This is a genomic window from Shinella sp. GW835-FHT14H05, from assembly GCF_058793575.1.
Genome location: NZ_JBXAFY010000011.1, coordinates 175,540 through 192,576 on the forward strand (window position 1 = coordinate 175,540; position 17,037 = coordinate 192,576).

A 17,037-nucleotide genomic window follows, 5' to 3' on the forward strand; every position below is an offset into this window, starting at 1 on the left:
CTGACGAAAGAAAGCAGAATGAACCAGGAAGTCAAAACGAAGAAGCTGATCAACGCGCCGGAAAACATCATCGCGGAGATGATCGAAGGCATGGTCGGCGCGCATCCGGACATGTTGCGCGTCGAGGGTGCGACGGGACGGGCGGTCGTCGCCGTCGACGGTCCGCGCGATGGCAAGGTGGGCATCGTCGTGGGCGGCGGCTCGGGCCATGAGCCGGCCTTTGCCGGCTATGTCGGGCGCGGCCTTGCCGATGCCGCCGCCGTCGGCAACATCTTCGCGTCTCCCTCGCCGTCGCACATCGTCGAGGCTGCGCGCGCCGTCGACGGCGGCGTCGGCGTCGTCATGCTCTACGGCAACTATACGGGCGACGTGCTGAATTTCACCATGGCGGCCGAGGAGCTGGAACAGGCCGGCATCGCCGTGCGCCATGTCGCGGTCGCCGACGATGTCGCCTCCGCCCCGATCGAGCGCAAATCCGAGCGCCGCGGCATTGCCGGCGACTTCTTCGTCTTCAAGGTGGCCGGTGCCGCCGCTGATCTCGGCGAGCCGCTGGCGCGCGTCGAGGCGCTGGCGCAGGCCGCCAATGACGCGACCCGCTCGATGGGCGTGGCGCTCAGCCCCTGCTCGCTGCCGCAGACCGGCAAGCCGAACTTCACCATCGGCGACGACGAGATGGAAATCGGCATGGGCCTGCACGGCGAGCCCGGCATCCGTCGCCAGAAACTCGCGCCGGTGGACGAGGTGAGCGACGAACTCGTGGAGGCGGTGCTGAAGGAGCTGGACCTCAAGGCGGGCGAGCGCGTCGCTGTTCTCGTCAACGGCCTCGGTGCCACGTCGCAGATCGAACTCTACCTCATCTTCCGCCGCGTCAAGCAGCGGCTCGATGCTCTTGGCATCGAGATCCACGCCTCGTGGGTTGGTGAATATGCGACGTCGCTGGAAATGGCCGGCGCCTCCGTGACGCTGATGAAGCTGGACGATACCCTGCAGGCGCTGCTCGACCATCCCTGCCGCACGCCGGCCCTCGTCGTCGGCGCCTTCGAGAAGACCGACGACATCGCGATCCGCAGCCGCAAGGCGGTCAAGCTTGCCGAAAGCGGCGCCGCCGTTCAGGACAAGCCCCGCGAGCTGCTGACCGAGGGCGACGTCACGCCGGCGATCTTCAAGACGATGATGCATGCCGTCGGCGACGAGATCATCGCGGAGAAGAACTGGCTTTCCGAACTCGACGGCGTGATCGGCGACGGCGATCACGGCGTGACGATGGAAATCGGCTGGAAGGCCGTGCAGCGCGCGCTGGAAGATACCCAGGACGACGAGACGATCGAAGGCATCTGCAAGCGCATGGCCAAGGCCTTCCTCGACGCCGTTGGCGCCTCCTCCGGCCCGCTCTACGCCACCGCGTTCCTGCGCGCCGGCACGGCCGTCAGCCACCGCCTCAACCTCGACGGCGCGGGCATGGCCGAATGGCTGAGTGCGGCCTGCCAGGGCATTCGCGACCGCGGCCGCGCCGAACAGGGCGACAAGACGATGATCGACGCCTGGGTGCCGGCGGTCGAGGCGGGCTTTCGTGTTGCCAAGGATGGCGGCTCCACGCTGGACGTGCTGGTTGCCGCCCGTGACGGCGGCGAGGCCGGCATGAAGGCGACGGCGGCGCTCGAATCCCGGCGCGGCCGCTCGGCGAAACTCGGCGAACGCTCCGTCGGCCATATCGACCCCGGTGCGGCCTCGACCTATGTGACGCTACGCACCATGGCGGACGCGCTCCAGAAGGCGCTTGCCTGATCCAGGACAGTCAGCGCGGGCCTTGCAGCAAGGCCCGCGCGACGCCCTCATTGGTGACGAGCCGGTTGACATAACCGGCGCGCAGGATCGCCCGGATGATCGGGATCTTGCGGATACCGCCGGACACCAGCACGGAAATCGGCTTGAGCTTCAGCTTGTCCGGCGGCAGCGCGATGATCGAGTCGTTGAGGAAATGATCGATCGCCTGGCCGCGCGCATCGAGAAACCAGCCCATGAATTCGCCGACGGCGCCGCGCTTCAGCACCGTATCGAGATTGTCCTTCACGACGCGGATCTGGGTCAGCGACGTCTCCTGCGCCAAGGCCCCGCAGGAGACGATTCCGATATCGGCGATCTCGGTGCGCGCCAGCACGTCCGTCAATTCGTCGTTGAGCAGCAGCGCATTGCGGCTTTCGGGATTGGCGCAGTAGATCGGCGCCGTCAGGTAGTGACATTCGACGCCGAGCGCGCGGGCAAAGGCCGTCGCGACCTCGAACGTATTGGTGGCCGAGCCGCTGGTGACCCCGCCGGTCAACCCCACGACCCAGCTTTCGGATTTCGGCCGGGCGCGCAGGCTGCGCACGGCAAAGCTCAGCGTGCGCCCGGAGCCGATGCCGACGCCCATGTCGCGCCCCTCGATCAGTTCGCTCGCCAGCGAACCGGCCGCCTCGCCGATGACGCGCTTCTGCTCCAGATAATCGTCGAGATCCGGCACCACCAGCGCATCGACCAGGCCGTAGCGGGCGGAGACCTTTTCGGCAAGCTCGATACAGTCTGTCAAAGGCAGGCTGACATTGACCTGCACGCTGCCGGATTCCCGCACCTGGCCGATGATTTTGTTGACCTTCAGCCGCGTGATGTTCATGCGCTGGGCGATTTCCTGCTGGGTCTGCCCGCCGATGAAATAGAGCCAGGCGACGCGCGCGCGCTCCAGTTCCTCATCGAAATGTCCCCAGTCTTCGCCCACGCGCTGCACTCTCCCCAAATCGTTTCTTTCGATACGCCAACTGGTGGGCCATGGGCAACCGCGGATTGATCAGCGCTGAAGCGTGATATGTCCCGGCGAAGCAGGTTAATGACGCCCTGGATATTGACTCCCTCTGCAACGCGCCTGAAACATGGTTTTAGCGATCATGGGAGGCGAACGATGGCTGACGAGCAGACCCCAGGCACCAATTCCGACGTTGCAGCGGCGATTGCCGGCGTGACCCCGCCGGCGGTCAAGAAGCCGCGCGCGCCGAGAGTGAAGAAGGTGGCCGCGGAAGCGAAGGCAAAATCGTCTCCCTCCCAGCCGGCAAAGGTCTCCGATGCCCGCAAGAAGCGGACCGGCAATGGCGCCGAGGTGACGCCCGCGGCCGAGCCCGTTGCCGCCAAGCGCCAGCGCAGCAACGTTGCCGCGAAAAAGCAGGCTGCCGTTGCCGTCAGCGCGCCTGCTTCGGCCGGTGACGAGATGGCTGAGCTTCTTCAGCTCGAAGACGAGAACAAGCGGCTTCGCAAGATCCTGGCTGAGAAGCTTCGCGCGGAAAATGCCGACCTGCGGAAGAAGCTTGGTCTCGCCTGATCGGCGGGCACATTCGGGCCGGCAGACAAGATCGGCCCTAGCCATGACATCGTCGGTAGCGAAAATGCGCTGAGGCTCACGTCCCGAGTCGGATTGGCGCGTCATGTCCGTCGTGACGCGAATGCTCGAGGTTGAAGCACGATGAAATCACCATGGAAGTTTATCGGGAACCTGATCTCGCGCGGCCGGCCGGCAGACCGGGACACTGGCCAGGATGCGGGGCCTGCCGAAGCTGAGGCGCGCCCCGAGCCGGCGCAGGAAAACACGCTCCCCGTAACAGAGCTACCCGCCGAGGATGTGTCCCCGATCCGTGAACCGGCCGAGGAGGAGGCGAGGGCATCCGAGCGGTCTGCCCGCGTTCGCGCCAAGGCACGGATGGCTCCAAAACGACACGAGGCCGTCAAAGAGGTTGCAACGCGCAGGAAGCGGGTTGGCCGGACGAAGAAGATCGAAATCGGCACGACAGTCGCGCTTACCAGCCAGCCAGAAAGCGCCGCAAACACGCAGGACCGTTTCCAGACCGAGGTGGAAAATGTGGATGCGGATGTCCAGCGGCTGAGGCGCCAGTTGGCGGATGTGCTGGTTTTGCAGAATGCTCAGCTCAAGAAGATGCTGGAGCGATTTGGCGTTTCGTGATCACGCGGCAGTCTGGCGGATGCCCACACGTTCGAGCATTTCGACAAGCTGCGCGCGCTCCGCTTCGAGCCGTTTGCGCAATTGTAGCCTGAGCTTCCGATTGGCGTCTTCAAGCTCGATCAACGCGTCATAGGTCGGGACAGCCGCTGCCACCGGTTCCACCGCGGGTGTCGCTGTCGTCGTCGCGCTTGAGGGTTTCGCTACGCTACGCTTGCGCGCCGGCTGCCGCTTTTCGACCTCTGGCAGAGCCGTTTCGACGGCCTCGGGCGTCGGGATGATCTCAGGCGCCTCGATGGGTGCAGGTGCTTCCGCGACCTCTTCGACCAAAGCCGGTTCAGCAGCCGGCGGTTCTACGGCAATCGGCTGCTCCACGAAAATACCCGGCGCCTCGATCTCGGCCTCGCGGGCGAGGGCCTTGAAGTCCGTGTCACCCCAGATAGACGATGCCTGGGGCTTGGGCTGCCGGCGGCTGTTCTTTTTCACGACGACAAAGCTGCGCTGCGATTTCATGCGCGGGTAGACCTTTGGCTCAAAGTTTTGCCTCGCAGAGAACAAGGCTCGGCGTCGCATACATTAGTTGCGGCTACGATACAATCGATCGAGGGAATGGGGGTTCAGGCCAGGCCGAGCTTCTTGCGCAACTCGCTGTTTTCGGTGCGCAGTTTTTCGGCCAGCAGGCCGCGAAGGCGGATGTTTTCCGCTTCGAGCGCCAGCAGGTCCGCGAGGCCATCGTCCTGGGAGGCGGGTGCAGCAGGTTTCGCGTCCGCCGTCGGCACTGCCCGCTTCCACTGGTAAAAAGTCTGGTCCGAAATGCCGGCGTCCGCGGCAGCCGCCTTCAACGTCGATCCCTCGCTCAGGCGGCGCTCGATTTGAGCAAGCTTTTCGGCCTTCTCGCTTTCGGAGTGCCGGCGCGACTTCGAGGGCGAGACAGCAGGAGTCACGACCGGTGCTGCCGCTTCCTTGCGCTTTGCCGGAGGCCGACGTTTCTTTGTCTCGGCAGGGACTGCGGCCGGGGTGGCCTCAACCGCTTGGGTGCTCGCATCGAGATTTGGTTCGTCTGCCATCGTAAACTCCAACTGAACAAGGGCTTTTGTCATCTGTGCAGCCACGGGAGTCAAGCCAAAGGAAATGTAAGGGCAACGTGCCCGATAAGTTCCATAACAAGTCCTATGTGACTTTGGTGGATGGGCTGTCCGCGTTTGCGCCTTTCAAGGCGCCACCTGCTCCTGGCCGGCGGCGGACATGGCTGATAGGAGTGCGGTGGCCTGGGGCAGCAGGTGGGGATGCCGGTCGAAGCGGAAGAGGGTTTGTTGCGGCAGGCGGAGGGCCTGGGCGCCGGCTTCGGTGAGGTGGAGCGCGATGCCTTCCGGTGTGGCAGCGAGCGCGAGGAGGTCGCGGCTGTCGCAGGCGAGATCCTGGTCGGTGCGCTCGATATACAGGAGGTCCTCGATCAGGGGCGGGATTTCGCCGCTGCGTGTGCGGCCGCAGGCGAAATGCAGGATGTCGAGCGGGTTTTTGGGCGAGATGAAGCCAAGCGAGAGGACCAGCAGGTCGTGCTGTTCGGTGAAGACCTCTTCGACCTCAAAGGAGCCGGATGATTGTGCCATGGGGGGCATCATGACCGGCGCCGGCAATGGCTTCAAGGCCATGCCCTCGCCTTTTGTGGAACCCGGACGGGGCTGATAGCATTTGGGCGGCATGACCTATGAACTCTACTACTGGAGCGGCATTCAGGGCCGCGGGGAATATGTGCGGCTGGCGCTGGAGGCAGCGGGTGCGCCCTATCGCGATGTCGCGCGGGAGGATGGCGACCGGGTGCTTTCGGCTTTCGGCAAGGAGCTTGCGACGCCCTCCTTCGCGCCGCCGTTCCTGAAGGACGGGGCGGTGGTCGTCGGACAGGTGGCGGCGATCCTGCTCTATCTCGGCGACCGGCTGGAGCTGGCGCCGAAGGACGAGCGGCTGCGGCTATGGACGCACCAGATCCAGCTCACCATCGCCGATTTCGTCGTGGAGGGGCATGATGTGCACCACCCGATCGGCGCCGGGCAATATTACGAGGACCAGAAGCCGGAGGCGCTGCGCCGGGCGAAGGAATTCCGCGAGGAGCGCGTGCCAAAGTTCCTCGGCTGGTTCGAGACCATCCTGGAGCGCAACCCCGCCGGCCCCGACCACCTCGTCGGCGATCGGCTGACTTATGCCGATCTCTCGCTGTTCCAGGTGATGAGCGGGCTTTCCTATGCCTTCCCGCGGTTGATGGAACAGCTTTACGGCGACTATCCGAAGATAGCCGCCCTCTCGGCCGCCGTGGCGAAACATCCGCGCATTGCAGCCTATCTGAAAAGCGAGCGGCGCCTTGCGCCGAACGAGGACGATCTGTTCCGCCACTATCCGGAACTCGACCCGTAGTCTCGGCCGCCAAACGGTTCTAGTGGCCCGTGGGCAGGGTCTCCGGGAAGGGGATGAACTCGGCCTTGTCGTCCGGCGGCAGGCGGAAGCGGCCGTGTTCGAAATCGCCCTTGATCCAGGCTTCCCGCGCGGCTTCCAGCTTCTCCTTCGAGGAGGCGACGAAATTCCAGGCGATGTAGCGCGGCCCGTTCATCGTCTCGCCGCCGAGCAGCATCAGGCGGGCGCCCGCCTCGCCTGCGGTAACGGTGATCGGATCGCCGGGGCGAAACACCATCATCCGGCCGGCCAGAAATTCCTCGCCGGCGATCAGCACGGAGCCCTGCGTGACGTAAAGACCGCGGTCCTCGTGGTTGTCGGGCAGCGGCAGCTTGGCGCCGGCTTCCAGCACCGCATCGGCATAGAACATCTCGGAGAAGGTTTTCACCGGCGCGCGTTCGCCCCAGGCATTGCCGAGGATGAGGCGCACCTGCTTGCCCTCGCCGGTGAGGAACGGCAGGGCGTCGGCGCCCTGGTGTTCGAAGCTTGCCGGCTTGTCCTCGTCGGCTTCCGGCAGCGCCACCCAGGTCTGGATGCCGAACAGCGAATGGCGTTTGGCGCGGGTCTCGGGGCTGGTGCGCTCGGAATGGGTGACGCCGTTGCCGGCGACCATCCAGTTCACCTCGCCCGGATAGATCATCTGGTTGGTGCCGAGGCTGTCGCGGTGCTGGAACTCGCCCTGGTAGAGATAGGTGACGGTGGCAAGGCCGATATGGGGATGCGGGCGCACGTCGATGCCGCCGTCGTGCAGGAATTCGGCCGGTCCCATCTGGTCGAAGAAGATGAAGGGGCCGACCATCTGGCGCTCCGGCGCCGGCAGCGCGCGGCGCACCTCGAAGCCACCGAGATCGCGGGCGCGGGGCACGATCAGCATCTCGATGTCGTCGACCGTGCCGGCCTCGGGACATTGCGGTTCTATACCGGGCATCCAGCTCATGGTTTTTTCTCCTCGTTGGATTGTTTAAAAGCCGGCTCCGGGGCGGGAGCCGGCCGCTTTCGTCCACCTTATCCCTGATCGGCAAGGAAGGCAGCAATGGCGTCGATCTCCGGCTGGCGCACCTCATGGCCGCCATCGTGCAGCGCGAGATTAACCGCAGCGCCCTCGCCTTCCAGATAGGCGGCGAGCTTCTCTGTCAGCGGCAGCGGGCAGATCGGATCGCGCCTTCCGGCGGTGATCAGGATTTTTCGGCCGGCAAGTGCGGCGTTGGGCGCGGGCGTCCAGGGGATCAGCGGATGCATCAACACCGCCCGGTCGAACAGGTCCGGCGCTTTGAAGAGCACGGCGGCGAGGATGTTTGCGCCGTTGGAATAGCCGAGGCCATAGATCGGCGTATCGGGGTTTTCCGCCTTATGGGCGCGGATGAACTCCGCCATCTTCTTCGTGCGCAGCGCGAGGTCCGCCATGTCGTAGACCCCTTCCCCCGTGCGGCGGAAGAAGCGGTTTGCGCCATGTTCGGAAACGTCGCCGCGCGGCGAGACGATGCCGGCTGCGGGCAGGATCTGGTGCACGAGGCCGGTGAACTGGTGTTCGTCGCCGCCGGTGCCGTGGAAGGTGAAGACCAGCGGCGCGCCGGCATCCGGCGTCGTGGCGAAATGGTGGTAGGCGTCACGGGACATGATGGTCTCCCTGGAAACAAAGAGGAGGCCGCCGGCTGGGTGGCGCCGGCGGGATTGCAAACTAGTCGACGATCGGCGGCAGGATCTCTTCGATCTGCGCGCGCAGATGGTCGTGCTGGCGCGGCAGCTTCAGCGCCTGGCCGAGATGGGCGGTGTCCTCGTCGCGGTTGAAGCCCGGCTCGTTGGTCGCCACTTCGAACAGCACGCCACCCGGCGTGCGGAAGTAGATGGCCCAGAAGTAATCGCGGTCGATGACCGGGGTGACGTGGTAGCCGGTATCCATGAGCGCCTTGCGCACTTCTTCCTGGGCCGCGCGGTTTTCCACCGCGAAGGCGACGTGGTGCACGGAGCCGGCACCCTGGCGGGCGGACGGTGCGCCGGGCAGCACTTCGAGATCGATGACATCGGCGCCGTTGCCATCCTTGACGGCATAGCGGGTCAGCGCACCGCGGCGGTCGATTTCCTCATAGCCCATATATTTCAAGAGTTCGCCGGTGGCGCCGCCATCGCGCAGCCGCATGGTCACGCCGTGGAAACCGTGCACGCCCTCAGCGGCCGGAACCGTGCCGCCGGCAAAGGGCAGGCGTTTGTCGCCGTCCACCTCGGTCAGCGCGAAGCCGTCGCCGTCGGGGCCGAGGAAGCGCAGGCGCTTCTCGCCGAAGGCTTCGTCTTCCGCAAGGCCGGTCAGGCCGGTGCCGGAAAAACGCTCCTTCCAGTAGCCGAGCGAGCCCTTCGGCACGGAAAACACCGTTTCGGAGACTTCACCGGCGCCGCGCCCGCCCTTGGCGATGTGCGGGAAGGGGAAATAGGTCATGACCGTGCCGGCCGAGCCGGTCTCGTCGCCGTAATAGAGATGGTAGACGTCGGGCGCGTCGAAGTTGACGGTCTTCTTGACGCGGCGAAGCCCGAGCGTCTTGGTGAAGAAGTCGTTGTTTTCCTGCGCGTCGGCCGCCATCGAGGTGACGTGGTGCAGGCCTTTGATCTGGGTAAGCATGGATTTGTCCTCGCTCTCGGTTCATTCGTTGAGCAAGAGATAACCTCCCTCGGCCTTCACCAGAAGATCCATAATATTGCATATATTGTTGACGTTTTCGCAATAGTGCCGATTGCGTTGCGCGGCCGGGCGGCGTCGACTAAGGTCAAAACCACCCGCAGACATGGTTGAGAGATTGCCGTTGACGCTTCCCGACAAAGACCCGGCCCATAAAGACCTGACATGCGTGGGCCTCTATTTCGGCACGCCGGAAGCCCCCAGCCTCACCACGGTGCCGATCCGGGCCGCGGGCTTTTCCGTCACCAGCATCTGCAAGGAATTCGAGCCGGGCGGGGAAAACGACGTGCCCCTCCCCGCGGCTGACGCCTATTTCCTCATGCTCTACCTGGAGGATGCCGCGCACGCCGATATCCGCGCCGACGGATCGGCGACGCCGGTGCGCCACTACGAGCGCGGATCGATCTGCCTGGTCGACCTCGCGGACGGTGCGCGCATCCGCCTTGCCAGCCGGCTTCGCGCGCTCGCCTTCGTTTTGCCCAAGGGGCTGTTCGACGAGGCGGCGGCGCTGTCGCCGGGCGTGGCGAGCCGACGGCTGGTCTGCCGGCGCGGCGAACAGGATTCCGTGCTCGGCAATCTCGGCACGGCGCTGCTGGCATTGCTCGGAAGTCGCGCGGAACCCTCGCCGCCCGCGCTGCTGCGCCATGTCGCGGTGGCGATCTGCGCCCATCTGCTGCACCAGTACGGCGAAAAACCCGCCGTCTGGGACCGCAAGCACCTGAATTGACGGGAGGGAGGCCGCGGTGAACGAAGCGTTTTTTGCAGATCCCGCCAGGGCGGCGGCTCTTCCGCGCCGGGCGATCCTGCATGTCTCGCCGATGACCGTGACGCGCCTCAGCTCCGACCGCGACGACCTCGTGACGAGCCCGCCGAACCCGCGCGAGGAAGCCTTCAACATCATCACGCAGCTCGCCGATTTCCGCCTGCACCGGTTGTGGCGCGGCGCCGCGCTGGTCTTCGAGGGCGGCTATCCGAAGGGCGCGCTTGCGATTACGGACCTGCGCGAGGAATGGCGCTGCCACCACCTCTCGCCCTTCGACAATGTGCGCTTCCAGATCCCGTTCTGGCATGTGCGGGCCTTTGCCGCCGAGATCGGCCGGCCGGACCTGTCGGGCTTCAAATGCCCGCCCGGCACGCTCGACCCGGTGATGCTGGGCCTCGCCCAGGCGCTGCTGCCGGCGCTGGAGCGGCCGCAGCAGGCAAGCCGGCTGTTCCTCGAACAGGTCGGGCTTGCCATCCTCACCCACCTGACGCAGGCCTATGGCGGCGTCTATTTCCCCGCCGAGCGCCGCGGCACGCTGGCGCCCTGGCAGGAGAAGCGCGCGCTGGAATTCCTCGCCGCCCGCCTCGACGGCGGCTTTTCCATCGCGGAGCTGGCGGAAAGCTGCGAGCTGTCGCAGAGCTATTTCATCAAGGCCTTCAAGGCGAGCTTCGGCCGCACGCCGGCCCGCTGGCTCACCGAATATCGCGTCGCCTGCGCCAAGGACATGCTCCTGACGGACCTGCCGATCGCCGAGATCGCCATCAGCTGCGGCTTTGCCGACCAGAGCCACCTGACCAAGATCTTCTCCGCCGTCACCGGCGGCACCCCCGCCCGCTTCCGCCGCGACAGCCGCTCCTGAATTTTTCGGATCGACGCGATGGGCCGCGCGCATGGTTGCGTGCATTTTCAACCTAGAAACCTGGCGGAATCTTCAAAAGACGAACATACCGGACAAGAACGGCGCGGGGCGCGGGGGCATAGTCGGGTCATTCCGGAACCCGCAACCCGCATCCTGCAAAGGGAGACCGTCCATGACCCTGAATGCCACGCCGACCCCCGGCAGCCAGCTGATTTCGCCCAAGGACCACACGCTGATCATGATCGACTTCCAGTCGCAGATGTCCTTTGCGACCAAGTCGATCGACGCCGTCAACCTGCGCAACAACGCCGCCCTCGTCGCCCATGGCGCCAAGGGTTTCGGCGTTTCCACGATCCTCACGACCGTGGCGGAAAAGACCTTTTCCGGCCCGATGTTTACTGAGATCACCGAGGCCTTTCCCGGCCAGGCGCTGCTGGACCGCACCTCGATGAACACTTGGGAGGATGCCGCCGTCATCGAGGAGGTGAACCGCATCGGCAAGAAGCGCCTGGCACTGTGCGGCCTGTGGACCTCCGTCTGCATCGTCGGCCCGTCGCTTTCGGCCCTCGACCAGGGCTTCGAGGTCTACGTCATCGCGGATGCCTGCGGCGACATTTCCACGGAAGCCCACGACCGTGCCATGGACCGCATGGTGCAGGCCGGCGTGCGCCCGATGACCTCGCTGCAATACCTGCTGGAGCTGCAACGCGACTGGGCGCGCGCCGAAAGCTACGAGCTGACGACGGGCATCGCCAAGAAATTCGGCGGAGCGTATGGTCTCGGCATCATCTACGCCAAGACCATGTTCGGTGCCTCCGAAGCGCACTGAGCCAAGCGCCTGCCCTACCCCGTTCCGCCTGCCCGCATCGCCTGCGGGCGGGCACTCGATCCATGATGGAGGGAAGCCTGTGATGAAAATCTATCTCCTCTCGCTCGGCGCCGGCCTGCTTGTGGGCGTGGTCTACAGCCTGTTGAACGTGCGCTCGCCGGCCCCGCCGGTGGTGGCGCTGATCGGGCTGCTCGGCATTCTCGTCGGCGAACAGATCGTGCCGCTCGCCAAGTCGTTCTGGAACCGTGACCCGGCCGCGCAATCCTGGCTGCAGCATCACGTCAAGCCGCATGTCTTCGGCGAAATGCCGAAGGGCGGAAAACCCACCGACAGGACACACGCCTGATGCCGACCCGTCGTAAATTCCTCGGCGCGACCGCCGCCGCCCTCACGATGGGTAGCGCCAGCGCGCATGCCCAACAGGAGACCCGTTCGATGACCGCTGATCTCATCCTTCGCAACGGCCGTTTCACCACCCTCGACCGCAGCAATCCGCAGGCGACGGCCGTGGCGATTGCCGACGGCACCTTCCTCGCCGTCGGCGACGAGCGCGAGGTAATGGCGCTGGCCGGGCCGGAAACGCGGGTGATCGACCTCAAGGGCCGCAGCGCCCTGCCCGGGCTCTGCGACAACCACACCCACGTCGTGCGCGGCGGGCTGAACTTCAACATGGAACTGCGCTGGGACGGCGTGCGCTCGCTCGCCGACGCGATGGACATGCTGAAGCGCCAGGTGGCGATCACCCCGCCGCCGCAATGGGTGCGCGTCGTCGGCGGTTTCACCGAGCATCAATTCGCGGAAAAACGCCTGCCGACCATCGAGGAGATCAACGCCGTTGCGCCCGATACGCCGGTCTTCCTGCTGCATCTCTACGACCGCGCGCTGCTCAACGGCGCCGCGCTCAGGGCGGTCGGCTACGGCAAGGACACGCCGAACCCGCCGGGCGGCGAGATCATCCGCGATTCCAATGGAAACCCGACCGGCCTGCTTCTGGCAAAACCCAATGCCGGCATCCTCTATTCGACGCTGGCCAAAGGCCCGAAGCTCCCCTTCGACTACCAGGTCAATTCCACCCGGCATTTCATGCGCGAGCTCAACCGGCTCGGCGTCACCTCCGTCATCGATGCCGGTGGCGGTTTCCAGAACTATCCGGACGACTATGCCGTCATCCAGAAGCTCGCCGACGACAACCAGATGACCGTGCGGCTCGCCTACAACCTCTTCACGCAGAAGCCGAAGGAGGAGAAGCAGGATTTCCTCAACTGGACGAAGTCGGTCAAGTACAAGCAGGGCAACGATTATTTCCGCCACAACGGGGCCGGCGAAATGCTGGTCTTCTCCGCCGCCGACTTCGAGGATTTCCGCGAGCCGCGGCCGGACATGCCGCCGGAAATGGAGGGCGACCTCGAAGGCGTCGTGCGCATCCTCGCCGAAAACCGCTGGCCCTGGCGCCTGCACGCCACCTATGACGAGACGATTTCGCGGGCACTCGACGTGTTCGAGAAGGTCAACCGCGATATTCCGCTGCAAGGCCTCAACTGGTTCTTCGACCATGCGGAAACCATTTCCGAACGCTCGATCGACCGCGTGGCGGCGCTCGGCGGCGGCATCGCCGTGCAGCACCGCATGGCCTATCAGGGCGAATATTTTGTCGAGCGCTACGGCAATGCCGCAGCCGAAGCCACGCCCCCCGTCGCCCGCATGCTGGAAAAGGGCATAAAAACCTCCGCCGGCACGGATGCCACCCGCGTCGCCTCCTACAATCCCTGGGTCTCGCTGTCCTGGATGGTGACCGGAAGGACGGTCGGTGGCCTGGCGCTCTATCCGCGCGCCAATTGCCTCGACCGCGAGGCGGCGCTGAGGATGTGGACGGAAAACGTCACCTGGTTCTCCAACGAGGAGGGCAAAAAGGGCCGCATCGAAAAGGGCCAGTTCGCCGACCTCATCGTGCCCGACAAGGACTTTTTCACCTGCGCGGAGGACGAGATCTCGTTCCTGACCTCGGAACTCACCATGGTCGGCGGCAAGATCGTCTATGGTGCCGGCGATTTCGCCGCGCTCGACGAAAACCCCGTGCCGCCGGCAATGCCCGACTGGTCGCCGGTGAAGACCTTCGGTGGTTACGCCGCCTGGGGCGAGCCGGAGGGCGCGGGCAAACGCTCGCTGCGGCGCACTGCGATCTCGACCTGCGGCTGCGCCAGTTCCTGCGGCGTGCATGGCCACGACCATGCCGGCGCCTGGACGTCGAAACTGCCGATCGGCGATCTCAAGGGCTTTTTTGGCGCGCTCGGCTGTGCCTGCTGGGCGGTATAGGAGAGAACATGCTGCAAACCATGGAACAGCGCGCGGCAAAAGTCTGCGCGCCCTTCATCATCAGCCATCCGGTGCGGCTTCTGGCGCTGCTCGGGCTCTGCGCCGCCTATATCCAGGGCAGCCTGATGAAGCTCTTCGATTTCAACAGCGCCATTGCCGAGATGGAGCATTTCGGCCTGACGCCCGCCGCCCCCATCGCCGCCGCGGTCATCTTCTTCGAGCTCGCCTGCTCGGCCATGGTGCTGACCGGCTTCTGCCGCTGGATCGGCGCGCTGGCGCTCTCGGCCTTCACGCTGATGGCAACCTTCATCGCGCTGCGCTTCTGGGAAATGACGCCCGGCATGGAGCGCATGATGGCGACCAACGCCTTCTTCGAGCATCTCGGCCTGGCCGGCGCCTTCCTGCTCGTCGCCTGGTACGACCTGCACCGCTGGAAGACGGCGCCCCGGGAGGACTGGACCTGATGGCCGCCGAGACCGCTCGCCCGCCCGGCGCCTTCGCGCCCCTGCGCCAAAAAATCTTCGCCGTGCTCTGGGTGGCGACGATCGTCGGCAATATCGGCACCTTCGTGCGCGATGTCGCAAGCTCCTGGCTGGTGACGGACCTTTCCGCCGCCCCCGCCGCCGTGGCCCTCATCCAGGCGGCCTCCACCTTCCCGATCTTCCTGCTGGCGATCCCCGCCGGCGTGCTTTCCGATATCCTCGACCGGCGGAAATTTTTGATCGTCATCCAGCTCATCCTCGCCACCGCCAGCATCTCGCTGCTGACGCTGTCGGCGACCGGGCTGCAATCGATCACCTCGCTCGTCGCCTTCACCTTCATCGGCGGCATCGGCGCGGCGCTGATGGCGCCCACCTGGCAGGCGATCGTGCCGGAACTGGTGACGAAGGCCGACGTCAAGGGCGCCATCGCGCTGAATTCGCTCGGCATCAACATTTCGCGCGCCATCGGCCCGGCGCTCGGCGGCGTGCTGCTCGCAACGTTTGGCGCGGCCGTCACCTATGGCGTGGACGTCATCAGCTATGTCTTCGTCATCGCCGCCCTGCTCTGGTGGCGGCGGCCGGCCAACAGCGAGGATGTCCTGTCCGAACGCTTCTTCGGCGCCTTCCGCGCGGGCCTGCGGTATGCCAAGTCGAGCCGCGAGCTGCATGTCGTGCTGGTGCGCGCGGCCGTGTTCTTCGCCTTTTCCAGCGCGGTCTGGGCGCTGCTGCCGCTCGTCGCGCGCAACCTGCTCGGCGGCACGGCCGGTTTCTATGGCGTGCTGCTCGGCGCGGTGGGTGCCGGTGCCATCGGCGGCGCCTTCCTGATGCCGACGCTGCGCGCCCGCCTCGACGTTGACGGGCTGATGCTGCTCGCCGCCATCGCTGCCGCGGCCGTCATGGCGGGGCTGTCGCTCGCTCCGCCGCAATGGGTGGCGATCCTCCTGCTTCTGCTGCTTGGCGCGGGCTGGATCACCGCGCTCACCACGCTCAACGGCACGGCGCAATCCGTGCTGCCGAACTGGGTGCGCGGCCGCTCGCTTGCCATCTACCTCACCGTGTTCAACGGCGCGATGACCGCCGGCAGCCTTGCCTGGGGCACGATCGCCGAGGCGCTCGGCATTTCCGCCACGCTGCTGGTCGCCGCCGCCGGCCTCCTGGTCGTCGGCCTGGTCTTCCACCGGCTGAAGCTGCCGAAGGGCGAGGCGGACCTCGTGCCCTCCAACCATTGGCCCGAGCCGCTGACCGCCGGCACGGTGGAAAACGACCGCGGCCCCGTGCTGATCACCGTCGAATACCGGGTGGATGCCGCCGACCGCGCGGCCTTCCTCGCCGCACTCGATACCTTCTCCTCGGAACGGCGGCGCGACGGCGCCTATGGCTGGGGCGTGACGGAGGATGCGGCCGACCCGGAGATCTTCCTCGAATGGTTCTTCGTAGAATCCTGGGCCGAACACCTGCGCCAGCACCGCCGCATCTCGAAAGCCGATGCCGACCTGCAGGCGGAGGTGCGCAAGTTCCACAAGGGCGAAGACCCGCCGACCGTGCGCCACCTGCTCGCCGCCGACTGGCGCTGACGACACGCCAAAACCATCCGATCAAAGGAGGAGGTTCATGACCAACTGGAGCACCCTATTGCCCATCACCCGGCGCCAGACGCTGACCGCCGCGGCCCTTGCCGGTGCGGCCACGCTGTTGCCCCGCCTTGCCTTTTCACAAACCCAACCCGAAGGAGCAGAGACCATGAGCACCATCACCACGAAGGACGGAACCCGGATTTTCTACAAGGATTGGGGCACGGGCCAGCCGATCCTGTTCTCCCATGGATGGCCGCTTTCGGCGGATGCCTGGGATGCGCAGCTGCTGTTCTTCGGCCAGAACGGTTTTCGCGTCATCGCCCATGACCGGCGCGGCCACGGCCGGTCCGACCAGCCCTGGGACGGCAACACTATGGACCAATATGCCGACGATCTTGCCGAGCTGATCGAAAAGCTCGACCTCAAGGACCTCGTCATGATCGGCCATTCCACCGGCGGCGGCGAAGTCGCCCACTATATCGGCCGCCACGGCACGGCGCGCGTCGCCAAGGTGGTGCTGGTCGGCGCGGTGCCGCCCCTGATGCTGAAGACCGAGGCCAACCCGGAAGGCACGCCGCTCGAAGTCTTCGACGGCATCCGCCAGGGCACGGCGACGAACCGCTCGCAGTTCTTCAAGGACCTCACCCTCCCCTTCTACGGCTTCAACCGCGAGGGCGCCAAGGTCAACGAGGGTTTCCGAGAGAGCTTCTGGCTGCAGGGCATGGCGGGCTCCATCAAGGGCCACTACGACTGCGTGCACGAATTCTCCGAGGTCGACTACACCGAAGACCTCAAGAAGATCGACCGCCCGACGCTGATCATCCATGGCGACGACGACCAGATCGTACCGATCGCGGCGTCTGCGGAAAAGTCGGCGAAGATCGTGAAGGATGCGCAGTTGCTGATTTACAAGGGCGGTGCGCATGGGCTGGCCGAGGTGCAGGCGGAAAAGTTCAACGCCGATGTGCTGGCGTTCGTGAAGGGTTGATGGGTTTCGGGGTGCCGCCAAAGGCACCCCCCTCTGGCCTGCCGGACATCTCCCCCTCAAGGGGGAGTGTTCATGTTGGACTCGCGAGGCGTTTTCTTGCGAGGAAGATGTCGAGTGTGATCTGGAGCATTTCGAGT

The 17,037-nt window shown here is 65.5% G+C and carries 19 protein-coding genes; 12 read left to right on the forward strand and 7 right to left on the reverse strand.

The window, feature by feature from the left end; genetic code table 11:
* Nucleotides 1-18: 18 nt before the first annotated feature.
* Entirely contained in the window at nt 19-1,785 is a 1,767-nt protein-coding gene (dhaL, locus tag AC1Q6Z_RS26580; RefSeq protein WP_492649862.1) for a dihydroxyacetone kinase subunit DhaL, read from the forward strand.
* A 10-nt stretch (nt 1,786-1,795) separates the two neighbouring features.
* Here the strand turns inward: dhaL and AC1Q6Z_RS26585 are convergent, their stop codons facing one another.
* Nucleotides 1,796-2,752, reverse strand: coding sequence for a sugar-binding transcriptional regulator (locus AC1Q6Z_RS26585; protein ID WP_492649863.1), 957 nt, complete (start codon nt 2,750-2,752; stop codon nt 1,796-1,798).
* Between the two features lie 180 nt (nt 2,753-2,932).
* Here AC1Q6Z_RS26585 and AC1Q6Z_RS26590 point away from each other — a divergent pair, with 180 nt between their 5' ends.
* Together AC1Q6Z_RS26590 and AC1Q6Z_RS26595 are read left to right on the forward strand one after the other, a co-directional pair.
* Entirely contained in the window at nt 2,933-3,346 is a 414-nt protein-coding gene (locus AC1Q6Z_RS26590) for a SyrB-like regulator (RefSeq protein WP_492649864.1), read from the forward strand.
* 141 nt (nt 3,347-3,487) lie between these two features.
* On the forward strand, nt 3,488-3,982 hold the full coding sequence (locus tag AC1Q6Z_RS26595; protein WP_492649865.1) for a hypothetical protein: 495 nt from the start codon (nt 3,488-3,490) through the stop codon (nt 3,980-3,982).
* Here the strand turns inward: AC1Q6Z_RS26595 and AC1Q6Z_RS26600 are convergent, their stop codons facing one another.
* The 3 genes from AC1Q6Z_RS26600 to AC1Q6Z_RS26610 form a co-directional block, all read right to left on the reverse strand.
* Nucleotides 3,983-4,492: a hypothetical protein gene (locus AC1Q6Z_RS26600; RefSeq protein WP_492649866.1), complete on the reverse strand. Its 510-nt coding sequence runs from the start codon at nt 4,490-4,492 to the stop codon at nt 3,983-3,985.
* A 104-nt stretch (nt 4,493-4,596) separates the two neighbouring features.
* Complete coding sequence (locus tag AC1Q6Z_RS26605) at nt 4,597-5,091, reverse strand: transposase (protein ID WP_492649867.1); 495 nt, start codon at nt 5,089-5,091, stop codon at nt 4,597-4,599.
* 99 nt (nt 5,092-5,190) lie between these two features.
* Entirely contained in the window at nt 5,191-5,589 is a 399-nt protein-coding gene (locus AC1Q6Z_RS26610) for a hypothetical protein (protein WP_492649868.1), read from the reverse strand.
* Nucleotides 5,590-5,680: 91 nt separating this feature from the next.
* On the opposite strand from AC1Q6Z_RS26610, the gene AC1Q6Z_RS26615 reads away from it, so the two are divergent.
* Nucleotides 5,681-6,388 carry a glutathione S-transferase gene (locus tag AC1Q6Z_RS26615; protein ID WP_492649869.1) on the forward strand — a complete coding sequence of 236 codons (708 nt, stop codon included), beginning with the start codon at nt 5,681-5,683 and terminating at the stop codon, nt 6,386-6,388.
* Nucleotides 6,389-6,407: 19 nt separating this feature from the next.
* Here AC1Q6Z_RS26615 and AC1Q6Z_RS26620 read toward each other — a convergent pair whose 3' ends face one another.
* The 3 genes from AC1Q6Z_RS26620 to AC1Q6Z_RS26630 all read right to left on the reverse strand — a co-directional run bounded on the left by AC1Q6Z_RS26620 (nt 6,408) and on the right by AC1Q6Z_RS26630 (nt 9,035).
* The gene (locus AC1Q6Z_RS26620) at nt 6,408-7,361 is read right to left on the reverse strand and encodes a pirin family protein (protein WP_492649870.1); all 954 of its coding nucleotides are present in this window, start codon (nt 7,359-7,361) and stop codon (nt 6,408-6,410) included.
* A 68-nt stretch (nt 7,362-7,429) separates the two neighbouring features.
* Nucleotides 7,430-8,041, reverse strand: a complete 612-nt coding sequence (locus tag AC1Q6Z_RS26625) for an alpha/beta hydrolase (RefSeq protein WP_492649871.1) — start codon at nt 8,039-8,041, stop codon at nt 7,430-7,432.
* Between the two features lie 61 nt (nt 8,042-8,102).
* Nucleotides 8,103-9,035: a ring-cleaving dioxygenase gene (locus AC1Q6Z_RS26630; protein ID WP_492649872.1), complete on the reverse strand. Its 933-nt coding sequence runs from the start codon at nt 9,033-9,035 to the stop codon at nt 8,103-8,105.
* Nucleotides 9,036-9,216: 181 nt separating this feature from the next.
* Here AC1Q6Z_RS26630 and AC1Q6Z_RS26635 point away from each other — a divergent pair, with 181 nt between their 5' ends.
* From AC1Q6Z_RS26635 to AC1Q6Z_RS26670, 8 genes are all read left to right on the forward strand, one after another.
* Nucleotides 9,217-9,819: a hypothetical protein gene (locus AC1Q6Z_RS26635; protein ID WP_492649873.1), complete on the forward strand. Its 603-nt coding sequence runs from the start codon at nt 9,217-9,219 to the stop codon at nt 9,817-9,819.
* A gap of 16 nt (nt 9,820-9,835) precedes the next feature.
* Nucleotides 9,836-10,714: a helix-turn-helix domain-containing protein gene (locus AC1Q6Z_RS26640; protein WP_492649874.1), complete on the forward strand. Its 879-nt coding sequence runs from the start codon at nt 9,836-9,838 to the stop codon at nt 10,712-10,714.
* 178 nt (nt 10,715-10,892) lie between these two features.
* The gene (locus tag AC1Q6Z_RS26645; protein WP_492649884.1) at nt 10,893-11,543 is read left to right on the forward strand and encodes a hydrolase; all 651 of its coding nucleotides are present in this window, start codon (nt 10,893-10,895) and stop codon (nt 11,541-11,543) included.
* An 82-nt stretch (nt 11,544-11,625) separates the two neighbouring features.
* Nucleotides 11,626-11,889, forward strand: coding sequence for a XapX domain-containing protein (locus AC1Q6Z_RS26650; protein WP_492649875.1), 264 nt, complete (start codon nt 11,626-11,628; stop codon nt 11,887-11,889).
* Nucleotides 11,890-11,978: 89 nt separating this feature from the next.
* Nucleotides 11,979-13,856: an amidohydrolase gene (locus tag AC1Q6Z_RS26655; protein ID WP_492649885.1), complete on the forward strand. Its 1,878-nt coding sequence runs from the start codon at nt 11,979-11,981 to the stop codon at nt 13,854-13,856.
* Between the two features lie 20 nt (nt 13,857-13,876).
* Nucleotides 13,877-14,320, forward strand: a complete 444-nt coding sequence (locus AC1Q6Z_RS26660) for a DoxX family protein (RefSeq protein ID WP_435268225.1) — start codon at nt 13,877-13,879, stop codon at nt 14,318-14,320.
* Nucleotides 14,320-15,912, forward strand: coding sequence for an MFS transporter (locus AC1Q6Z_RS26665; RefSeq protein WP_492649876.1), 1,593 nt, complete (start codon nt 14,320-14,322; stop codon nt 15,910-15,912). Before AC1Q6Z_RS26660 ends, AC1Q6Z_RS26665 begins: the two co-directional genes overlap by 1 nt.
* A gap of 166 nt (nt 15,913-16,078) precedes the next feature.
* Nucleotides 16,079-16,900, forward strand: coding sequence for an alpha/beta fold hydrolase (locus tag AC1Q6Z_RS26670; protein ID WP_492649886.1), 822 nt, complete (start codon nt 16,079-16,081; stop codon nt 16,898-16,900).
* The last annotated feature ends 137 nt before the right edge of the window (nt 16,901-17,037 follow it).

Bases quoted from the DNA above. Each gene is read 5' to 3' on its own strand.
- dhaL (WP_492649862.1), top strand. From the start codon at position 19: ATGAACCAGGAAGTCAAAACGAAGAAGCTGATCAACGCGCCGGAAAAC.
- AC1Q6Z_RS26590 (WP_492649864.1), top strand. From the start codon at position 2,933: ATGGCTGACGAGCAGACCCCAGGCACCAATTCCGACGTTGCAGCGGCG.
- AC1Q6Z_RS26595 (WP_492649865.1), top strand. From the start codon at position 3,488: ATGAAATCACCATGGAAGTTTATCGGGAACCTGATCTCGCGCGGCCGG.
- AC1Q6Z_RS26600 (WP_492649866.1), bottom strand. From the start codon at position 4,492: ATGAAATCGCAGCGCAGCTTTGTCGTCGTGAAAAAGAACAGCCGCCGG.
- AC1Q6Z_RS26610 (WP_492649868.1), bottom strand. From the start codon at position 5,589: ATGGCACAATCATCCGGCTCCTTTGAGGTCGAAGAGGTCTTCACCGAA.
- AC1Q6Z_RS26615 (WP_492649869.1), top strand. From the start codon at position 5,681: ATGACCTATGAACTCTACTACTGGAGCGGCATTCAGGGCCGCGGGGAA.
- AC1Q6Z_RS26620 (WP_492649870.1), bottom strand. From the start codon at position 7,361: ATGAGCTGGATGCCCGGTATAGAACCGCAATGTCCCGAGGCCGGCACG.
- AC1Q6Z_RS26625 (WP_492649871.1), bottom strand. From the start codon at position 8,041: ATGTCCCGTGACGCCTACCACCATTTCGCCACGACGCCGGATGCCGGC.
- AC1Q6Z_RS26630 (WP_492649872.1), bottom strand. From the start codon at position 9,035: ATGCTTACCCAGATCAAAGGCCTGCACCACGTCACCTCGATGGCGGCC.
- AC1Q6Z_RS26650 (WP_492649875.1), top strand. From the start codon at position 11,626: ATGAAAATCTATCTCCTCTCGCTCGGCGCCGGCCTGCTTGTGGGCGTG.
- AC1Q6Z_RS26655 (WP_492649885.1), top strand. From the start codon at position 11,979: ATGACCGCTGATCTCATCCTTCGCAACGGCCGTTTCACCACCCTCGAC.
- AC1Q6Z_RS26660 (WP_435268225.1), top strand. From the start codon at position 13,877: ATGGAACAGCGCGCGGCAAAAGTCTGCGCGCCCTTCATCATCAGCCAT.
- AC1Q6Z_RS26665 (WP_492649876.1), top strand. From the start codon at position 14,320: ATGGCCGCCGAGACCGCTCGCCCGCCCGGCGCCTTCGCGCCCCTGCGC.
- AC1Q6Z_RS26670 (WP_492649886.1), top strand. From the start codon at position 16,079: ATGAGCACCATCACCACGAAGGACGGAACCCGGATTTTCTACAAGGAT.